Below are 20,894 nucleotides of genomic sequence, written 5' to 3' on the forward strand. Positions count from 1 at the left end.
TGTAAGCTCTTTTTGAGATGCCGCCCTAATTTGTGTGTGCCCTATTGTTCCTGCTTCATCAAAACATAGGTGTTTTAAAGTCAAAACATAGGTGTTTTAAAACCGAATCACCGGTGTTTTGGAAACAGATGATTGCCGCTTTCCGAAATGCGGGTTTATCTGACAAATTCTGATGTGGTTTTCTTGTTATTTGGAAGGTATAATTGCGTAGTAATTAAAAACTTCTTATTTTTGTAGTCAGAAGTATGAGAGCTAAAAAGAAAATATATCAGTATGTAATGCTGCTCGTCAGTATCGTGGTGCTTATGTCGGTTGTCATACCGCACCATCACCATAGTAACGGGTTGCCATGCTATAAATCGCTTTCAGCCGAGGCAGCCCATGGCGGGCATGGAAGTTCTGAATCGCATGATTGCGGTTGCAACGGACATAACGTCGCACTCTACACTTCCGTCTTTTCGCATGTGACAGATGGAAACGTGAACCAGTACCTTTTCCCTTTGCTTGTATTGTTTGATTATATAAACCCTCCTGTTCCGGCCTTTTATAAGCTCTTGTTCGAAAAAGACCGGACCTACTACATCGAGTCCTTGCATGATACGTGGATCGCTTCTGCGTCAGGGCTTCGTGCGCCTCCGTACGAATTTGATTTATGATTTATAATTTATGATTTATATCACCTACACATAAATCATAAATCATAAATCACAAACCTTCTTTCCTTTTTATTCATAAATCATAAATCAAAATTCATAAATCATAATGAAAAAGATATATTTATTGTGGGTGGTTTTCGCCTACATTCTGGCAGGTTGCAATGGTAATACTGCGACACATGGAGAGCATGAACATGAAGCTCATGAACACGAAGAAGGACATGACCATGATCACGAAGGCCACGACCATGAACATGAAGGCCACGATCATGATCACGAACATGAAGAAGCCGGAGGAGGACATGCCGGTGAGATTTCTTTCAAGAAAGCATTGGCGGAAGCCGTCGGGTTGCAAACGCATAAAGTGGAGCCGGGCACTTTTACCGATGTGATCAAGACGAGCGGGCGGGTGATGGCTGCACAGGGAGAGGAATCGACTGTGGTGGCTACGGTTCCCGGAGTGGTGACATTCGGCAACCTGTCGTTTGTCGACGGGACGGCTGTTCGTAAAGGGCAGGCTATATTGAGTCTTGCTTCGAGCGGTTTGTCTGACGGGAATGTAGCGGCTAAAGCTAAATATGCATACGAGAATGCAAAGAAAGAATATGAACGTATGGAAGCCTTGATTGGCGATAAGATCGTTTCGGCCAAAGATTTCGAACAGGCTCGTCTGAACTATGAGAATGCGAAGGTGGCTTGGGAAGCGGTGGCCGGAAAACAGACGGCTAATGGTGTGTCTGTCGTTTCGCCGATGAACGGTTATCTGAAGAACCTGCAAGTGAAAGAGGGCGATTATGTGACGGTCGGCCAGCCGTTGGCAACAATCTCGCAGAATAGCCGCCTGGTATTGCGTGCGGAAGTTTCAGAGAAATATTACAACTATTTGCCTTCTGTCCAGTCCGCTAATTTCCGTACGTCGTACGATAACGTGACTTATAAACTATCCGAGCTGCGCGGACGTTTGCTCTCTTATGGAAAGGCCTCCGATGCCAACTCGTTTTATGTCCCGGTTACATTCGAGTTTGATAACAAAGGAGCCATAATCCCCGGTTCGTTTGTCGAAATCTATCTGCTTACCGCTCCGATGCAGAATGTGATCAGCGTTCCTGTCTCCGCCCTTATCGAAGAACAAGGAGTCTACTCCGTCTTTGTCCGCGAGCATGAAGAGGCCTATAAGAAAGTCCCTGTGACATTAGGAGCCGACAATGGTTCTGAGGTCCAGATCTTGAGCGGCTTGAAAGCCGGCGACGAAGTCGTGACGGCCGGTGCTTACCAGATCAAGTTGGCTTCTGCTTCTAATGCAATACCTGCACATACACATAACCATTAATGAATTGACAATTGACAATAGGCAATTGACTATTATTTACGCAAAAAGATTATGCTGAATAAAATAATATATTACTCGTTGCATAACAGGTTGGTTGTATTGATCTGTTCCCTGCTTCTGATGATTGCCGGAATGTATACTGCTTTCCATATGGATGTGGATGTATTTCCGGATTTGAATGCGCCGACCGTTGTCATTATGACGGAAGCGAATGGTATGGCTCCTGAAGAGGTGGAGCGTCTGGTGACTTTTCCGGTAGAAACGGCTGTGAACGGTGCGATGGATGTGCGCCGTGTCCGTTCGTCTTCTACGACAGGTTTTTCCGTCGTGTGGGTTGAGTTCGATTGGGGCACGGATATTTACCGGGCTCGTCAGATCGTTTCCGAAAAATTGGCGGTCGTCAGTGAAAGCCTGCCGGAGAATGTCGGGAAGCCGACGCTGGGCCCGCAGTCTTCCATTTTGGGAGAAATGATGATTATCGGGCTTACGGTCGATGAAACAAGTAAGGACGATTCGCAAGCCACTCCAACAACCCAAATGGACCTGCGCACGATTGCCGACTGGACCATCCGTCCACGGTTACTATCGACGGGAGGTGTGGCACAGGTTGCCGTGATCGGTGGCGATATCAAGGAATACCAGATATTGCTCGATCCCGCCCGTATGAAACATTACGGTGTCAGCCTTGATGAAGTACTGGCTGTTACCCGTAATATGAACAGGAATGCCAATGGCGGTGTCCTTTATGAATATGATAACGAATACATCATCCGCGGTGTCCTTTCGACCGCGAATGCAGAAGAGATCGGAAAGGGAGTCGTCAAGATTGTCGGGGATTTTCCCGTCCTGTTGGAAAATATCGCAACGGTGAAGGTCGGAAGCAAAAGCCCGAAGCTCGGAACAGCGTCCGAACGGGCAAAACCCGCCGTGTTGATCACGGTCACCAAGCAGCCCAACACCAGCACGATCGACTTGACGGAAAAGCTGGATGCGATTGTGGCAGACTTGCAGAAGAACCTGCCTGCCGATGTGCATGTCTCAACCGACATATTCCGTCAGAGCCGCTTTATCGATAGCTCTATTAATAATGTAAAGGACAGTTTGTTCGAAGGAAGTTTCTTCGTTGTTATTGTCTTGTTCCTGTTCCTGATGAATATCCGTACGACGGTGATTTCGTTGGTAGCCTTGCCTCTATCCTTGTTGGTTTCCATACTGACGTTGCATTATATGGGATTGACCATCAATACCATGAGTTTGGGAGGTATGGCGATTGCGATCGGTTCGCTGGTCGATGATGCGATTGTCGATGTTGAGAATGTGTATAAACGAATACGGGAGAATCGTTTGTTGCCGCCCGACCGGCAACTTTCCATCCTGGAAGTCGTGTTTGAAGCCTCTCGCGAAGTACGTATGCCGATTCTGAATTCGACATTGATTATCGTGGTCAGCTTCGTGCCCCTTTTCTTCCTGCATGGGATGGAAGGACGTATGTTGGTGCCGCTGGGTATCGCCTTTATTGTTGCATTGTTTGCCTCTACGGTCGTTGCGTTGACACTGACTCCGGTGTTGTGCAGCTATCTGCTGAACCAGAAGTCTACGGATAAGAAAGTGGAGAAGGAAGCGTGGGTGGCCCGTAAATTGAAAGAGTTATATGGCAAAGCCTTGAATGGAGCATTGGCTCATAAGAAAATGGTGTTGGGATGCACGATCGGTCTGTTCTTTGTCGCCTTGGGAACATTCTTTACGTTGGGGCGCAGCTTCCTGCCGTCGTTCAACGAAGGTTCGTTTACGATCAATGTCAGTTCTCTACCGGGTATCTCCCTCGAAGAATCGGACGAGATGGGACGACGGGCGGAAGAATTGCTGATGCAGGTCCCCGAAATCCAGACGGTTGCCCGTAAGACCGGACGTGCCGAGCTTGACGAGCATGCTTTAGGGGTGAACGTGTCGGAAATCGAAGCTCCGTTTGCCCTGAAAGACCGTAGCCGCGATGCCGTAATGAATGATGTCCGTAAGAAATTGTCTACCATCAGTGGCGCCAATATCGAAATCGGACAACCGATCTCTCACCGTATCGACGCCATGCTTTCCGGTACGGAAGCGAATATCGCAATCAAGCTGTTCGGTACGGACCTGAACTTGATGTTTACGGTCGGCAACCAAATCAAGGAAGCCATTCAGGGAATCCCCGGTCTGGTGGATTTGAAAGTGGAACAGCAGATCGAACGTCCGCAACTTACCATCACGCCCAAACGCGAGCTGATGGCCCAGTATGGCATTTCGTTGCCGGAGTTTGAAGAGTATGTCAATGTCATGCTGGGCGGCGAAGCGGTCAGCCAGGTGTATGACGACGGCAAGACATTCGACCTGACGGTGAAGACTTCGGACGAAAGCCGCGCCACAATGGAGGACATCCGTAATCTGATGATCGATGCGGGCGGTAAGAAAGTCCCGTTGAGCTATGTGGCGGATATCCGTTCCGTGACAGGTCCGAACACGATCAACCGCGAAAATGTACAACGCAAGATCGTGATCAGTGGCAACGTTTCCGAGCGCGACCTCCGTGGCGTTGTCAATGAGATACAGCAAAAAGTGGATACATCCATCCGGTTGCCCGAAGGCTATCATATCGAATATGGCGGACAGTTCGAGAGCGAACAGGCAGCCAGCCGTACGTTGTTGCTAACTTCGTTGATGTCTTTGTTGGTGATCTTCCTGTTGCTCTATAATGAGTTTAAGAATGCGAAGGAGAGTGGGGTTATTTTGTTAAACCTGCCGTTGGCGTTGATCGGAGGCGTGTTCATCTTGAGGTTGACTTCCGGCGAGATAAGTATTCCGGCGATTATCGGTTTTATCTCCCTGTTCGGTATCGCCACCCGTAACGGCATGTTGCTGATCAGCCACTATACGCATCTGCAGACCGTAGAGAATATGCCGCTTCAGCAAGCAGTCCTGCAAGGTTCTATGGACCGTTTGAACCCGATCCTGATGACGGCCCTCAGTTCGGCTCTCGCATTGATCCCGCTTGCACTGAATGGCGATTTGCCCGGCAACGAGATACAAAGCCCGATGGCAACCGTCATCTTGGGCGGGTTGTTGACATCCACTTTCCTGAACGGCTTCATCATCCCGATTGTTTATTTATTGATGAATAAAGAGAAATGATGATTTAAACAATAAAGAAATATGCAAATGAAACGATTCATATTAACAATAGCATTGGTTTCTTCAGCAATGGCCGCCGGGGCGCAAACGTCTATCGAGGAAGTGCTCCGGAGCGTAGAAGCCAACAACAAGGAATTGCAGGCAAACCGCCAGATGGTGACGGCTCAGAAGTTGGAAGCCAAATTGGACAACAACCTGCCGGACCCGTCCGTTTCCTATACGCATCAGTATGGAAATAAGGAAGGGATGGGAATACAAGGTGAGTTGGTGGCTTCCCAGTCTTTCGATTTCCCTACGGTCTATGTGCAGAAGAATAAATTGTCGAAAGCAAAAGGAGAGGGTTTCGACCGGCAAAGTGCGGAAATCCGCCAGCAGATTTTGTTGCAGGCCAAAGAAGTTTGTCTCGATTTGGTCTTGCTGAACCAGCAGAAGAACCTTTTGGACATCCGCCGGCAGAATGCCGAGCAGCTATCTGCCCTTTATGAGACACGTTTGCAGAATGGCGATGCCAATGTACTCGAAGTAAACAAGATCAACCTCGAACTGCTCAATGCAAAGAACGAAGCCCGCATGAACGAAGCTGCCCGCATGGCCAAGTTGCATGAGTTGGCGATGCTTAACGGCGGTATCGAGATTAATTTTACCGATACGGCCTATCTCCCGGTAGAAAACCCGTTGTCTTTTGTCGACTTGAAGCAGGAAGCGATCCCGGCCAATCGCCAGTTACTCTCTTTACAGAGTGAAAAGGCGGCGGCCCTGCGCCAGTTGAGTGTGAGCAAATCATTGAATCTGCCCGGCTTCGAATTGGGCTATCGTCTGAATACGGCTACCGGAGGCGAACGTTTCAATGGTTTTTTGGTGGGGATCAGCATTCCTCTTTTCTCCAATCGCAACCATGTAAAACAGGCGAAAGCGCAGAGCCTTTATACCGATTTGCAACTGGAAAGCGCGACGGCGACGATCGAAAGCGATTTGCTCCGGCTTTATAACCAATCGGTGGCCCTGAAGACCTCCATCGACGAGTATAGCGAAGTGTTGAAAAGCCAGAATAACCTGGCGTTGTTGAACAAGGCGATCCAAGCAGGACAAATCTCGATGATCGAATATTTTGTAGATGTCACCACGCTTTACCAAAGTATGCAGAATCATATGCAATTGCAGAATGAATACCAGAAAGTGATGGCTCAATTGTATAAATTCAAGTTATAAAAGTAGGAGAGGTGTCAAAAATTCCTTGTCCCTACGCTTGACGTGGGATCGAGGGAATATTGACACCTCCTTTTTGTTTCAGATATTTCTTTGTGGTGAAAATAAATTTTCATGCCGGTGAAAATTTATTTTCACCAGAGAGAAATTTTTTTTATCCTCCATGCAGGGCTTTATACATGCCCCCGTCCACCTTACAGACCGGAATCCGGTCCACCTGCCAAACTCAGTGTTTCGATATATGAATGGAGTGATTGTTGTGTATTGTGATTGTTGTTGTTATATAGGAACTTATGATGACATAGTTCTGTAAGAACTATGGATATTTGAATGGGAAAGTTGAAAATTAGAGGATTTACAAATCCTTTCCTGGATGGGTATCATTTTGCGTTCCTGAATAAAGAATAAAAACGGACATATAGACTATGTATATAAATGCAGATAACGTTTGTTGTGAAATAAGACATGGTGGCGGATTATTAATTGCGAATGTGTTAATTGTTTGTTTTGTAGAATGTTGTGATTAAAACATCGGTAAAAGGATTATTTGAATGGAAATTTCGTAACATGAATAAATCTTTTATATCTTTGTTGGCGACGAAACTCCTAAGTTCTTACAGAACTCTGCTGTTTAAAGAATGTTAAAGTAATATATATAAGTGGATGAACAAACCTATTTCTAACAAAGGATGTATGTTGAATAATTTTGACAGGATATATGTCACATATTATTCCCGTATGCTTCGTTTTGCCAAAGAATATGTATTGTTTGATGAGGATGCTGAGAATGTTGTTCAAGACGTGTTTCTTCTTTTATGGGAGAAGCGGGAAGTCTTGGATATACAGGTCAGTTTGGTTTCCTATCTTTTTTCGCTTGTGAAGAACCGGAGTCTCGATTATCTTCGTCATAAAGTGGTGGCAGAGGAATACAGACAAGAACTGACTTTTAAGCTGTCGGCCCTTGAACAATTGAACTATACTTTTACATCAGAAGAAGATATCGAGCAAGCCGTAACCAAAGCTATCGACAAGTTGCCCGAACGATGTCGTGAAATATTTTTAAAGAGCCGTATAGAAGGAATGAAATATCGGGAAATTGCCGATGAATTAGACATCTCAATGAATACGGTAGAGAACCAGATGTCCATAGCCTTAAAGAAACTTCGTATTGAATTGAAGGACTACTTGCCCCTGTTATTATTTCTGATTTGTGTTAAATAATATTTATTTGCGATTGTTTTTTGGTGGTAAATGAGAAGATAATCGCTCTTCCTTACAAAAGTGTGAGGAATGCATGAACTAATAACAAAATATTTTTATGGGGAAATAACTGCTAAGGAGAAAAAGCAGTTGTTTTCCGCTATGGAAACAGATGCAGAACTGAAAAAGGAGTTTTTGTCAGTTCAGAACCTTTGTGCTTTGACATCGTGGATTCCGGCAGAAAAGGACGAATCAGTTGCTGTCGGTAAACTTCTCGAATTTAAGCAAGCTCGCAAAGAAAAATCATTCGCAATCCCCTATAAGCATATTTTAGGATATGTAGCAACGATTTGTGTTGCTGTTTTTTCCACTTGGATGATCTCTAATCGGATAAATCGGTTCGTAGTTGAGGAACCCGTGATTATGTATGAAGAATTTACCACTCCTCCCGGACAACGTGCATTAGTGAAGTTGCATGATGGAACGACCGTTTGGCTGAATGCCCGTTCGACCTTGCGCTATCCGAATCGTTTCGAAAAGAATGAACGAAAAGTGGAACTGGACGGAGAGGCTTTTTTTGAAGTGGAGCGGAATGAGAAAGCGCCTTTTGTCGTCTCTACGGAAAAAGCGAATATAGAGGTGTTAGGCACTAAGTTTAATGTCTTTGCCTATAAAGAACATGACGAATTCAACACTTCGTTGGTTGAAGGTTCCGTAAAAGTTTATCAAGGTGATAGCGATAGCAACGCATTGACGATTTCGCCACACGAATGTGTTTTCTTGTCAAACGGCAAGTTGGTGAAGAGCTATTTCGATAATTCTGATTTTATGTTGTGGAAAGAAGGAGTCTATGCTTTTGACGATGCCTCTTTTAGTGATATCATTAAAAAGCTTGAGCTATATTATGATGTAACGATAGTGCAAAAAAACAAGCAACTGGATCGGTATAGATTTAGTGGCAAATTCCGCCAGCGAGACGGGGTGGAGAGTGTACTCCAGATTTTGCAAAAGGTCTATTCTTTTTCGTTTGTGAAGGATGAGGATAGAAATTGCATTACCATACGTTGAAACTCTTATAAAAGAGATAATAAAAAAACATGTTTAATCTTTAATTTAGTATCGTAGCCTATGATTTAGAAGAAAGAAAAAATAAGAAAAGCCGACAGATGTTCCCGCACCTGCCGACTTGAGAGCTAACACAAAATTCCAACAAATTAAGTATTAACAAGTAAACGAAGCAAAGTTATGAAAAAAGAACCGAAAATTCTAAATGCCATGAGAATTTCAGTATTCTTTCTTTTCCTTTGTGTATTCTCTTCATTTGCGACAGAAACAAGTTCGCAAAATGCACGAGTCAATATCAGCGGAAAGAATTTAACAATCGGAGAATTTATCGATCAAGTAGAAAAGCAAACAGATTATCTGTTTGTTTACAGTAAAAATGAGGTAAATACGAACGACGCCGTATCCGTCAAAGCGGGATCTAAGACGGTCGCTCAGTATTTGAGTGAAGCATTCGGTGATTCGAATGTAAAGTATGCTTTTGAGAACGATTATATCGTTCTGACAAAAAATGCGAGTCCAGTTGTTGCCCAAGATGGAAAAACAATTACTGGGGTTGTTACGGATGAATTGGGCCCGGTTGCCGGAGCCAATGTGATTGTAAAAGGTACCACCAACGGGACGATAACCGATATGGACGGAAAGTATTCTCTTTCGGGTGTTCCGGCTGGGGCAACCTTGCAAATATCCTATATCGGTTATCTGACAAAAGAAGTACCGGTCGGATCTCAATCGGAGATAAACGTTACTTTGCTTGAAGATTCGCAGGCTTTGGACGAAGTCGTGGTGGTCGGTTATGGTACGATGCGCAAATCAGACGTAACAGGTTCTATCAGTGTGGCTAAAGGTGAAGAATTGCTAAAGAGCCAGAATTTCAGTGCATTGGATAATTTGCGCGGTAAGGTTTCCGGTGTAAACATCTTTTCCAATTCCAGCCAGCCGGGAGCATATGCCAATCGTGTCGTGATCCGTGGTTTGGCTACGATCAATGCTTCTTCGAATCCATTGTATGTAGTGGATGGTGTGGTTATGGAGAATTTCGAATTGGTCAATCCGAATGACATCGAATCGATGGAAGTATTGAAAGATGCTTCAGCCGCTGCTATCTATGGTGCACGTGGTGCCAATGGCGTTATCATGGTGACGACGAAACGTGGCAAGAAAGACGGAGAAGGCACTTCCGTTAGTTATCAAGGTTCGGTCAGCGCAAGCCATATTGCCCGCAAGATGGATGTACTTACGGCTCAAGAGTGGTGTGACGCTTTCATGCAGGGGCTTGAAAACGAAAACAAATGGCAGGGAAAGAATTGGTCTTTGAATCGTGCCGACTGGTTTAACGATGCCGATTATTTCGATGCAAGCGGCAATCCGCTATATGATACAAACTGGCAAGACGAAGCAACTCGTACCGCTATTTCCCACAACCATCAGATCAATATTCAGCAAGCAGGGAAAAGTTCTTCCATGGGAGCATTCCTGAACTATACGGACCAGCAAGGTATCGTCAATAATACATATAATAAACGTATCAATGCGAAATTGGCCTACGATGCAAATCCGACTTCTTGGTTGTCCACATCTGTCAATGTATTGGTGAACCATACATGGGGACGTTATACTCCGGAAGATGGTGGCGGGCAGGAAGCACGCCGTACCATGATCGAAATGGTGCCATGGATGCCTGTCCGGGATAAAAACGGCAATTATACGACTTCGGCTTCATCTTCTATCGGAGATGTATTGGGTTTCGAAGGAATGTCTAATCCTGTCATGATCTTGGATATGCAGAAACGTATGCGTTACAATACTCAGATTTTCGGGAATGCCGCATTTACGTTCCATTTGGCTGAAGGACTGGATTTAAAGACTCAGTTGGGTATTGATAGCCATAACAGGACCTATCGTGGCTATTCTTCTATTGATTTGAACAACATCTCCATGCCGAACGGATGGGCTGAATACCAGAACTGGAATACCCTGTATTGGCAGGAAGAAACTTATCTGACCTATAATAAAGTGTTTGGAGATCATCGTATCAATGCTATGGTCGGTTTGTCTTGGCAAGAACGCACTCAGAAATGGAATAAGAGCCGTACGACCGGTTTTTCGGACGACTTCTTTGAAGATAACAATATGTCGGTAGGTACGACTCCTGATTCTCCTGAGTCTTCTTACACACGTTGGGCAATGAACTCTTATTTCTTACGTTTCGCTTATACGTATAAAGATCGTTATTCCGCAACCCTGACAGGACGTGTCGATGGTTCTTCCAAGTTCGGAGAGAACAACAAATATGCCGTTTTCCCATCAGCCGGCTTAGCTTGGAATATTTCGCAGGAAGACTTTTTGGCAGATAACAACACGATCAGCAATTTGAAATTGCATACAAGTTACGGTTTGACCGGTAACTCTGAAATCGATGTTTATAAATCGTTGGCACAAGTCTCATCCGGAACTTTGTTGCTGAATGGTGTGCGTGCGCCATATGCCTATGTCAACTCAATGGCCAATCCTGACCTGAAATGGGAAAAGACCGGCCAGTTCGATGTCGGTGTCGAATTAGGTTTGTTCCAAAGTCGTTTGAATTTCGATATAGCATATTATAACAAGAAAACGACCGATTTGCTTCTTGATTGTCCGTTGCCTCATTCAACCGGTTATTCAACCGTTTATAAGAATATCGGTTCCGTACGTAACTCCGGTTTGGATTTGATGATCAACTTCCGTCCGATCCAAAGCCAGGATTTTAGTTGGAATTCCACAATCAATTTGAACTATAACAAAAATAAGATCCTTCATTTAGGAGACAACGATGAAGATATCGAGATGAACAGCTGGGTAGGCGGTTCTGAAAGTATCTTGCGTGTCGGCGAAAATATGTCTTCATTCTATGGATATAGAAGATTAGGCGTTTATACCGAAGAAGACTATGAGAACGAAGAATGCACGTTGGACCAGATCGGTCGTGCAAAACGTACGGAAAAGAAGGAAATCTTGGGTAAAGGTATGCCGGACTGGACAGGTAGCTGGGTAAATACGTTCAATTATAAGAATTTTGATTTGACAATGGACTTGCAATTTGTTTGGGGAGTTGAAACCATGCAACAGTTCTACCATTCAACTTACGACCGTTTTGGAATCACGAACGGTTTGAGCAATATCCTGTATGACGCTTATAACGGGACGAATCCGAACACCATGCAACAAGCTATTTATTTGTGCAACTCAGGTCATGCCGGACAGGATACGACCGTTGATTCCCAGTGGATTGCCGATGGCTCTTATTTACGTTGCAATCTGTTGCAACTTGGTTACACATTCACTCCGAAAGCGATTAAATCGATCGGTTTGTCTGCTTTGCGTCTGTATGCGAGTGCAAATAACCTGTTCTTGATAACTTCGAAGGATTTCAACGGATATGATCCGGAATCAACCTCACAGGGTGATAGCAATAAGTTCGGGCAGAATATGACATTCTTCTCTTATCCGAGAGCAAGAACGTTTACTTTTGGCGTTAACGTAACATTTTAATTAATTAAAGGAGAATTCTAACGATGAAAAGAATATTGACAATGGTTGTTACATGCGCCTCTTTAATAGGGTTTAGTGCATGTTCGGACTTTTTGGATGAGGAGCCTAAGTCTTCATTGACAAGTGGAGCATTTTATAAAACGGAAGCTCAAGTGTTGGCAAATGTGAATTATCTGTATCGTACAGGTGCTTCTACTAAGTTAACAGGTGCAGGTAGTGCTTATATCGGACCTTTTGCTTCTGTAACAGGAAATTTGACAGGCTACTTTACGAATAGTTACGAAGGACAAGAATTGGTGTGTAAGTATTCACGAGAATTGACCCGCCAGCAAAACACGATGACGGTATCATCAACGATGGATGGTGTATGGGATGATTGCTATAAGGCCATTAATGTCGCCAATGGGGCTATCAAACACATACCGGAAGTTTCCATGTCTGAATCTGTAGCAAACCAGTTGATGGCGGAAGCTAAATTTTTCCGTGCATTCAATTATTTCAATCTGGTGAAAATTTTCGGACCCGTACCGATGCCTACGGAGCCTTATGAATCTATGGACAATCTATATTTGGAGCGTACTTCGACAGAACAGGTTTATGCGTTAATCGAATCAGATTTGAAAGATGCGGTAAATGCCCTGCCTGCAACTACGTTCTATAATAATGGAAATCGTGTTACGAAGTATGTGGCAGCTATGGCTTTGACTTCCGTCTATATGCAGGAAGGAAAGTATGCTGAAGCAGCTTCAACGGTGAAAACGGTTATCGATTCTCCTCATTCATTGACGGCAAACGGTGATCTGAGCATGAACAGCGCTTATAATAAAATCCGTTCGACAGATGGTTTGGACGAATCGATTTGGGCGTATGAGTTTGATGATGCCATCAGTAATGGCGGTTGGTGGCCTACGTATGCTTTTAACTCTTCCGCTACGGCTGTATTTGGCACTTATTCTATTTTCGAACGTGTATATGGCCCGATAGACCGATTCTTGAATGTATATGAATCCAACGATTTGCGTATCCAGCCTAACCAATTTTTCCATTGGAATTATACGAATCCGAATACAGGCAAGACATGGTCTTCCGAACAGGCAGGATGCTGGTTCTGGTATGATGAAGATGCATTGTTGAATACGGGACGTTCGACCAAAGACAAGGATTTGTATCGCTATGCAGAAGCATTGTTGGATGCGGCCGAGTCGATTGCACAATCTCAAGGTGTGACGGCCGAGGCTGCCGGTTATTTGGCACAGATAAAAGCCCGTGCCAACATGGAAGGCAAGTCTGCCGAGGCTATTGCTACCGATTTGCAGGCCTTGAGCCAGCAAGCCTTTATTGAAGAATGCTGGACTGAACGTCTGCGTGAGTTCCCATTGGAATTTAAGATTTGGGACGATTGTCTGCGTACGAAGAAGTTCCCGGTGATTTCCACGACAGAGAAAGGGCGTGTGACATATGTCGATTTGGTAGGAGCCCAAAATGCTTCCGGTGCGACATTCAAGTCATCTGACCTTCTGTGGCCGATCTCGTTGAACGAAATGCAACGCAATCCGAATTTGACGCAGAACGACGGATATCAGCTGAATTAATTGACTTAAAATCAGTTACTCCTTTATATAAACAGAGGTCGTTCGTTCACGAGTGGCCTCTGTTTTTTGGTATTAATAAATGGGGGATAACCCCGATCATATTGAAAACAAATCCAGAAATAAAAAAATTAAAGCAATGAAACTAAGTAAACAAGGAGCGATGGTGGGTATGATATGCCTTACCTCTCTCGTCTTTTCTTGCCAAGCACCGGAAAAGAAGCAACAAGTAGCAGCCACGGACTATACTGCTTATGTTGATCCGTATATCGGGTCAGGCGAACACGGACATGTCTTTGTCGGAGCCAATGTGCCTTTCGGCGCCGTGCAGGTCGGGCCGCAGAACATTCATAAAGGATGGGACTGGTGTTCCGGCTATCATTATTCGGATAGCGTGATTATCGGGTTCAGCCATACCCACCTGAGTGGTACGGGATGTGCCGACCTGGGCGATATCCTGGTGATGCCGTTTGTCGGAGAAGTCCGCACGGCACGTGGCGAACAGGACAATATCGAAGGCTCATGCGCCTCTTATTACAAGCACGAGAACGAATCGGTCGCCCCAGGCTACTACTCCCTTTTGATGGACAATGGCGTGAAAGTGGAGTTGACCTCTACCGAGCGTGTCGCCATGCACCACTATACGTTTCCGAAAAATCAAGCCGCTCATTTGCTGATCGACCTGAAAGAAGGGAACGGAGACAAATCGTACGACACGTATCTGAAGAAAGTCGATGAATATACAATAGAAGGTTATCGTTTCTCCCACGGATGGAGCCCCCAGCACAAGGTCTTTTTCGTAATGAAGTTTGACCAGCCGATTGCCTCTGTGCAAGTTTTCAAAGGTGACGAACCGGCCGGAGCCGACGAGCTGACCGCCGAAAACGTGAAAGGCGTTGTCTCTTTCCTGGACAATCCCGAGAACGTAATGGCCAAGGTGGCGATCTCTTCCGTCGGTTGTCCGAATGCCGGGCTGAACATGCAAACCGAGTTGCCGCATTGGGATTTTGCCCAGGTGCGCCAAGCCGCCAAAGAGAAATGGAACGACCAGTTGGCCTGTGTAGCAATAGACGGGGCGGACGAAAAAGACAGAAAAGTTTTCTATACCGCTCTTTACCATGCTTTTATTGCTCCGACTCTGTATTGCGATGTGAATGGCGAGTTTCGTGGGCAGGACGATCAGATATATAAGGACAATGATTGGACAAACTATTCCACCTTCTCTTTGTGGGATACCTACCGCACATTGAACCCGCTCTATACTATCATCGCGCCTGAGAAAGTAGACGACATCGTAAACTCGTTCCTGAGTATTTACGACCAACAGGGTAAGTTGCCGATCTGGCATTTGCTCGGTGGAGAAACCGATTGCATGCCGGGCTATAGTTCCGTGCCGGTCGTTGCGGATGCTTACCTCAAAGGTTTCGGCGGTTTCGACGCCGAGCGTGCTTTCCGGGCTATGGTCGGAACGGCAACAAACAAGAACCAGAAAGCAGTGCCTTATGTATTGGAAAAAGGCTTTATCCCGTGCGACAAAGTGCATGAAGCAACCTCCATCGCGATGGAATATGCCGTCGATGACTGGGGTATCGCTCTGATGGCGAAAAAGATGGGTAAGGACGATGCTTATGAAACTTATCTGAAGAGAGGAAAATATTATGCCCAGTATTTTGACACGGACATTCATTTCGTTCGTCCGAAAATGGAAGACGGAAGCTGGCGTACGCCGTATGACCCGTTCCGTTCCGTCCACGGGGTAGGCGATTTTACGGAAGGAACAGGCTGGCAATACACTTTCTTCGTGCCTCAGCATCCGGAAGGTCTGATCGGGATCATGGGAGGCGATGCTGCTTTTACGGCTAAGTTGGATTCCTTGTTCTGTGTCGAAGGCGATATGGGCGAAGGCGCTTCAAGTGATATCAGCGGTTTGATTGGGCAATATGCCCACGGCAACGAACCGAGCCACCACATTGCCTACCTTTATCCGTATGCCGGCGAACAATGGAAGACGGCCGAGAAGGTGCGCTACATTCAAAAAGAGTTCTATACCGACCAGCCCGATGGAATTATCGGTAACGAAGATTGCGGGCAGATGTCAGCCTGGCATATCATGTCTGCTTTAGGTTTCTACCAGGTGAACCCGTCGAACGGCGTGTTGGTCTTCGGAAGCCCCTTGTTTGAAAAAGCTTCGATCCGTTTGCCGGGTGGCAAGACGTTCGATGTCGTTGCCCAAAACAACAACGAAGAGAATATCTATATCCAGTCTGTGACATTGAACGGGCAGCCTTACGACAAGTCCTATATATTGTATGAAGACGTGATGAAGGGTGGAACGCTGACTTTCGTTATGGGCAACACTCCTAACAAACAATTCGGCGCGGCTCCGGAAAGTCGTCCGGTCTCTGCCGAATAGCCTTTTATGCTTTTAGTTAGGTTTTGATGGTTTTTAAGAAGAAAAGTTGCAGAGAGTGCAAAGAAAAACTTATCTTTAGCATCCAAATATAAAAGAGAAGCATAAATGAAGAAAAAAAGTATATGGGGTTTTGCCCTTGTAGCTATGCTGACCTGCTTGGGGAGGCCGGCCGTTGCGGCGGACGGGGCTTTTGATCCGGTAGAGTATGTTAATCCTTTAATGGGGACGCAATCGACGTATGAACTATCGGCCGGTAACACTTATCCGGCCATAGCACGTCCCTGGGGTATGAATTTCTGGACTCCGCAGACCGGAAAGATGGGTGACGGATGGGGGTATACCTATACCGCGAATAAGATACGCGGTTTCAAACAAACCCACCAACCGAGCCCCTGGATCAATGATTACGGCCAGTTTGCGATCATGCCGGTTGTCGGTTCTCCTGAATTCGATCAGGATAAACGCGCCAGTTGGTTTTCCCACAAGAGTGAGATCGCGAAACCGTATTACTACGAAGTCTATCTGGCGGAACATGACGTGAAGACCGAGTTGACACCGACGGACCGTGCCGCCATGTTTCGTTTCACTTTTCCCGAAAACGAACATTCTTATGTCGTAGTGGATGCGTTTGACAAAGGTTCCTACATCAAGGTGGTTCCCGAAGAAAACAAGATTATCGGCTATACGACAAAGAATAGCGGGGGGGTGCCGGACAATTTCAAGAACTATTTCGTCATCGAGTTTGACAAATCTTTCACCTACGAAGCGACCTTTGCCGATGCGGCTTTGAAGGAAGGTGCGCGCGAGCAGCAATCCGACCATGTCGGTGCCGTTATCGGTTTCAAGACGGCGAAAGGCGAGATAGTGCATGCGAAGGTAGCCTCTTCGTTTATCAGTTTCGAACAAGCTTCGCTCAATCTGAAAGAACTGGGAACTGACAATTTTGACACATTGGTGCAAAAAGGCAAAGAGGTATGGAATAAGGAGTTGAGCAAGATCGAGGTGGAAGGCGGGACGCTGGACCAGTATCGGACGTTCTATTCTTGTATGTACCGCTCGCTTCTGTTTCCTCGCAAATTTTATGAAATAGACGCGTCGGGGAAAATCGTACATTATAGCCCTTACAATGGGGAAGTATTGCCGGGCTATATGTTTACCGACACCGGTTTTTGGGATACGTTCCGTAGCCTGTTCCCGTTCCTGAACCTGATGTACCCGACTATGTCGAAGGAGATGCAGGAAGGCCTGATCAATACCTATAAGGAAAGCGGCTTCTTCCCCGAATGGGCGAGCCCCGGACATCGTGGTTGCATGGTGGGCAACAACTCGGCTTCGGTTCTTGTGGATGCTTATGTCAAGGGTATAAAAGTGGACGATCTCGAAACATTGTACAAAGGTTTGATCCACGGAACGGAAAATGTACACCCGACGGTTTCTTCTACCGGTCGCCTCGGACATGAATATTACAACAAGCTGGGTTATGTGCCTTATGATGTAAAGATCAACGAGAATGCCGCCCGTACGTTGGAATATGCCTATAACGACTGGTGTATTTACCAGATAGCAAAAGACTTGGGACGTCCAAAGAAAGAACTGGACCTGTATGCCAAGCGTGCGATGAACTACAAGAACCTGTTTGACAAGGAGACCAAACTGATGCGTGGAAAGAATAAAGACGGCAAGTTCATGGCACCTTTTTCGCCATTGAAATGGGGAGATGCTTTCACGGAAGGGAACAGCTGGCACTATACATGGTCGGTTTTCCACGATCCGCAAGGCCTGATCGATCTGATGGGCGGACGAAAGGAATTTGTCGCTATGCTGGATTCCGTATTTGCCGTTCCCCCTGTGTTTGACGATAGCTATTACGGACAGGTTATCCATGAGATACGTGAAATGCAGATTATGAATATGGGGAACTATGCGCATGGCAACCAGCCGATCCAACATATGATCTATCTGTACAACTATGCCGGTGAGCCTTGGAAAGCCCAATACTGGCTCCGCCAGGTGATGAACCGCATGTACACCCCGACACCGGACGGCTATTGCGGTGACGAAGATAACGGGCAGACTTCCGCCTGGTATGTCTTCTCCGCACTCGGCTTCTATCCGGTTGCTCCCGGAACGACGCAATATGTATTGGGCGCACCTTTGTTCAAGAAAGCCACCCTGCACTTCGAGAACGGAAAGAATCTGGTTATCAACGCGCCGGAGAACAGCGACAAGAATATCTATATCGAGTCCATGTCTTTCAACGGAAAGAATTACACCAAAAACTATCTGGAGCATTTCGAACTGCTGGAAGGCGGTGTCCTGGATGTCAAGATGGGAGACAAGCCGAACATGAACAGAGGCGTGAATCCGGAAGATTTGCCATATTCGTTTTCAGTGAATGAGAAACAAAAAAAATAAACGATGGAGATACTAAAGAAAACAGGAAAAATCTTATTGGGCGTCATGATCGGAGTTGCCATCATGATGATTGTCGACAGGTATTGTGTCAAAGGAAAGCGACCGGCAGCCGGCGATTTGCCGAAAGAACCGGTTGAATATGTCAATCCCTATATGGGGAACATCAGTCATCTGCTGGTGCCGACCTATCCGACCGTCCACCTGCCAAACAGCATGTTGCGTGTCTATCCCGAACGAAGCGACTTCACGGGAGACCGATTGGGAGGCCTGCCTCTCATCGTGACGAGCCATCGAGGCAGTTCGGCCTTCAACCTGAGTCCTTATCAAGGCGACGAGGCAGGGCTGAGACCGGTTATCCGGTATAGCTATGATCGGGAAAAAATCGTCCCGTATCGGTATCAGGTCTATTTGGACGATGCGAATATCGAGGTCGATTATGCCCCCTCTCACCAGAGCGCGGTTTACAACCTTACATTTGAGAAAGACGGACTGGCTTATCTGGTGTTCAATAGCCGTAACGGAGAGTTGAAATGTGATGGAAATACGGTCAGCGGTTTTCAATATGTAGATAAGAAAACGAAAGTCTATTTATATGCCGAAACAGACAAGGCGCCGGAGAAATCCGGTGTCCTGTCCGATGGAACCGTGAAGTTTGGTGAATCGTCCGTAGAAGGGAAAAATGCAGCTTTGGCATTGGCTTTCTCCGGTCAGAAAGAGATCAGCGTTCGTTATGGAATCTCTTTTATCAGCACGGAGCAAGCCCGGAAGAACCTGGAACGTGAGATCAACTCTTACGATGTGGATGCGATCGCCCGGATCGGACGCAACGAATGGAACGACGCTTTGGGCAAGATACAGGTGAGCGGAGGAAGCGAAAACGACAAGACTATTTTCTATACCTCCTTGTACCGTTGTTATGAACGCCCGGTGAACCTGAGTGAAGACGGTAAATACTATAGCGCCTTTGACGGCAAGATACATGATGACGGTGGCCATTCGTTCTATACCGACGACTGGATTTGGGATACTTATCGTGCCACCCATCCGCTTCGTATCCTGATCGATAAGGAGCGTGAGACCGATATTATCAATTCCTACCTCTTGATGGCCCAGCAGATGGGGACAAACTGGATGCCGACGTTTCCCGAAGTGACCGGCGATTCCCGTCGAATGAACTCCAACCACGCCGTAGCCACCGTTATCGATGCATGGCGGAAAGGTGTTCGCGGTTTCGATCTTGAAAAAGCCTACGAAGCAGCCCGTAAGGGTATCGAGGAAAAAACGCTGATCCCCTGGTCGGCGGCTCCTTCCGGATGGTTGGATGAGTTTTATAAGGAACATGGCTATATCCCCGCTTTGAAACCGGGAGAGAAGGAAACGGTAGAGAACGTCTCTCCGTGGGAAAAACGCCAGCCGGTCGCCGTTACCTTAGGGACGGCTTATGACGAATGGTGCCTTTCGCAGATTGCGGCCGAACTGGGAAAGAAAGAAGATGCGGAATATTTCCTTGCCCGGTCTTATAACTACCGGAACCTCTTTAATCCGGAAACCCGCTTCTTCCATCCGAAGGACAAGGACGGCCGTTTTATCGAAGGAGTGGACTACCGGTATTCCGGAGGCCTGGGAGCCCGTGATTATTATGATGAGAACAACGGCTATGTCTATCGTTGGGATGTACAACACAATATCGGCGACCTGGTTTCGCTCATCGGTGGAAACGAAGCCTTTACGGCTGCCCTCGATTCGATGTTCGATACACCCTTGGGCATGTCCAAATGGCAATTCTATTCGTTCCTGCCTGACCACACCGGCAATGTCGGCATGTTCTCGATGGCAAATGAACCGAGCCTGCATATCCCGTATCTCTATAATTATGCCGGGCAACCTTGGAAGACACAGAAGCGCATCCGTGTCCTGCTCGATGAATGGTTCCGTAATGACCTGATGGGTGTTCCCGGCGATGAAGACGGTGGTGGTATGTCGGCCTTCGTGGTGTTTAGTATGATGGGATTTTATCCGGTGACACCGGGATCCCCGACCTACAATATCGGCAGCCCTGTCTTTTCGGACGTGAAGATCGACCTTGGAAATGGTAATGTGTTTGAGATTGTGGCAGACGGTGCAACCCATGATAATAAATATGTGCAATCGGTTACGTTGAATGGCGAAGAATTGAACCGGCCCTGGTTTGACCATAGCCGGATTTCCGCCGGCGGCGTTCTGTCTCTGAAGATGGGACCGAAAGCCAATAAGGAATGGGGAGTCGGAAACCCGCCGCCATCGGTCGGTCCGAAGCAGCAGTAAGCCGGATAAAAAAATAGTCGTAT

The 20,894-nt window shown here is 46.3% G+C and carries 11 protein-coding genes; all 11 read left to right on the forward strand.

The genetic code is table 11. From position 1 onward, the window contains the following. Positions 1 to 245 precede the first annotated feature (245 nt). The 11 genes from BQ9893_RS01390 to BQ9893_RS01440 all read left to right on the forward strand — a co-directional run bounded on the left by BQ9893_RS01390 (position 246) and on the right by BQ9893_RS01440 (position 20,871). Positions 246 to 656 carry a DUF6769 family protein gene (locus tag BQ9893_RS01390; protein ID WP_075964400.1) on the forward strand — a complete coding sequence of 137 codons (411 nt, stop codon included), beginning with the start codon at positions 246 to 248 and terminating at the stop codon, positions 654 to 656. A 106-nt stretch (positions 657 to 762) separates the two neighbouring features. Then, positions 763 to 1,986, forward strand: a complete 1,224-nt coding sequence (locus BQ9893_RS01395; RefSeq protein ID WP_075964401.1) for an efflux RND transporter periplasmic adaptor subunit — start codon at positions 763 to 765, stop codon at positions 1,984 to 1,986. 51 nt (positions 1,987 to 2,037) lie between these two features. Then, positions 2,038 to 5,151 (forward strand): efflux RND transporter permease subunit, encoded by a 3,114-nt coding sequence (locus BQ9893_RS01400; RefSeq protein WP_075964402.1) that lies wholly within the window; start codon positions 2,038 to 2,040, stop codon positions 5,149 to 5,151. Between the two features lie 27 nt (positions 5,152 to 5,178). Beyond that, a complete protein-coding gene (locus BQ9893_RS01405; RefSeq protein ID WP_075965350.1) occupies positions 5,179 to 6,360 on the forward strand; it encodes a TolC family protein in 1,182 nt (393 codons plus the stop codon). 660 nt (positions 6,361 to 7,020) lie between these two features. Next, on the forward strand, positions 7,021 to 7,578 hold the full coding sequence (locus BQ9893_RS01410) for an RNA polymerase sigma-70 factor (RefSeq protein WP_081415344.1): 558 nt from the start codon (positions 7,021 to 7,023) through the stop codon (positions 7,576 to 7,578). A gap of 69 nt (positions 7,579 to 7,647) precedes the next feature. After that, positions 7,648 to 8,625 carry a FecR family protein gene (locus tag BQ9893_RS01415; RefSeq protein ID WP_075964403.1) on the forward strand — a complete coding sequence of 326 codons (978 nt, stop codon included), beginning with the start codon at positions 7,648 to 7,650 and terminating at the stop codon, positions 8,623 to 8,625. Positions 8,626 to 8,802: 177 nt separating this feature from the next. Next, complete coding sequence (locus BQ9893_RS01420; protein ID WP_075964404.1) at positions 8,803 to 12,150, forward strand: TonB-dependent receptor; 3,348 nt, start codon at positions 8,803 to 8,805, stop codon at positions 12,148 to 12,150. Between the two features lie 23 nt (positions 12,151 to 12,173). Beyond that, positions 12,174 to 13,742 (forward strand): RagB/SusD family nutrient uptake outer membrane protein, encoded by a 1,569-nt coding sequence (locus BQ9893_RS01425; RefSeq protein WP_075964405.1) that lies wholly within the window; start codon positions 12,174 to 12,176, stop codon positions 13,740 to 13,742. 136 nt (positions 13,743 to 13,878) lie between these two features. Further along, positions 13,879 to 16,152, forward strand: coding sequence for a GH92 family glycosyl hydrolase (locus BQ9893_RS01430; protein ID WP_075964406.1), 2,274 nt, complete (start codon positions 13,879 to 13,881; stop codon positions 16,150 to 16,152). Positions 16,153 to 16,257: 105 nt separating this feature from the next. Further along, complete coding sequence (locus BQ9893_RS01435; RefSeq protein ID WP_075964407.1) at positions 16,258 to 18,567, forward strand: GH92 family glycosyl hydrolase; 2,310 nt, start codon at positions 16,258 to 16,260, stop codon at positions 18,565 to 18,567. Between the two features lie 63 nt (positions 18,568 to 18,630). Further along, the gene (locus tag BQ9893_RS01440; RefSeq protein ID WP_394333229.1) at positions 18,631 to 20,871 is read left to right on the forward strand and encodes a GH92 family glycosyl hydrolase; all 2,241 of its coding nucleotides are present in this window, start codon (positions 18,631 to 18,633) and stop codon (positions 20,869 to 20,871) included. Positions 20,872 to 20,894: the final 23 nt, after the last annotated feature.

The sequence above is a fragment of the Parabacteroides massiliensis genome (assembly GCF_900155425.1).
Classification (GTDB): domain Bacteria; phylum Bacteroidota; class Bacteroidia; order Bacteroidales; family Tannerellaceae; genus Parabacteroides; species Parabacteroides massiliensis.

Coding starts and splice junctions, on each gene's coding strand:
- BQ9893_RS01390 (WP_075964400.1), top strand. CDS start 246: ATGAGAGCTAAAAAGAAAATATATCAGTATGTAATGCTGCTCGTCAGT.
- BQ9893_RS01395 (WP_075964401.1), top strand. CDS start 763: ATGAAAAAGATATATTTATTGTGGGTGGTTTTCGCCTACATTCTGGCA.
- BQ9893_RS01400 (WP_075964402.1), top strand. CDS start 2,038: ATGCTGAATAAAATAATATATTACTCGTTGCATAACAGGTTGGTTGTA.
- BQ9893_RS01405 (WP_075965350.1), top strand. CDS start 5,179: ATGAAACGATTCATATTAACAATAGCATTGGTTTCTTCAGCAATGGCC.
- BQ9893_RS01410 (WP_081415344.1), top strand. CDS start 7,021: ATGAACAAACCTATTTCTAACAAAGGATGTATGTTGAATAATTTTGAC.
- BQ9893_RS01415 (WP_075964403.1), top strand. CDS start 7,648: ATGCATGAACTAATAACAAAATATTTTTATGGGGAAATAACTGCTAAG.
- BQ9893_RS01420 (WP_075964404.1), top strand. CDS start 8,803: ATGAAAAAAGAACCGAAAATTCTAAATGCCATGAGAATTTCAGTATTC.
- BQ9893_RS01425 (WP_075964405.1), top strand. CDS start 12,174: ATGAAAAGAATATTGACAATGGTTGTTACATGCGCCTCTTTAATAGGG.
- BQ9893_RS01430 (WP_075964406.1), top strand. CDS start 13,879: ATGAAACTAAGTAAACAAGGAGCGATGGTGGGTATGATATGCCTTACC.
- BQ9893_RS01435 (WP_075964407.1), top strand. CDS start 16,258: ATGAAGAAAAAAAGTATATGGGGTTTTGCCCTTGTAGCTATGCTGACC.
- BQ9893_RS01440 (WP_394333229.1), top strand. CDS start 18,631: ATGATGATTGTCGACAGGTATTGTGTCAAAGGAAAGCGACCGGCAGCC.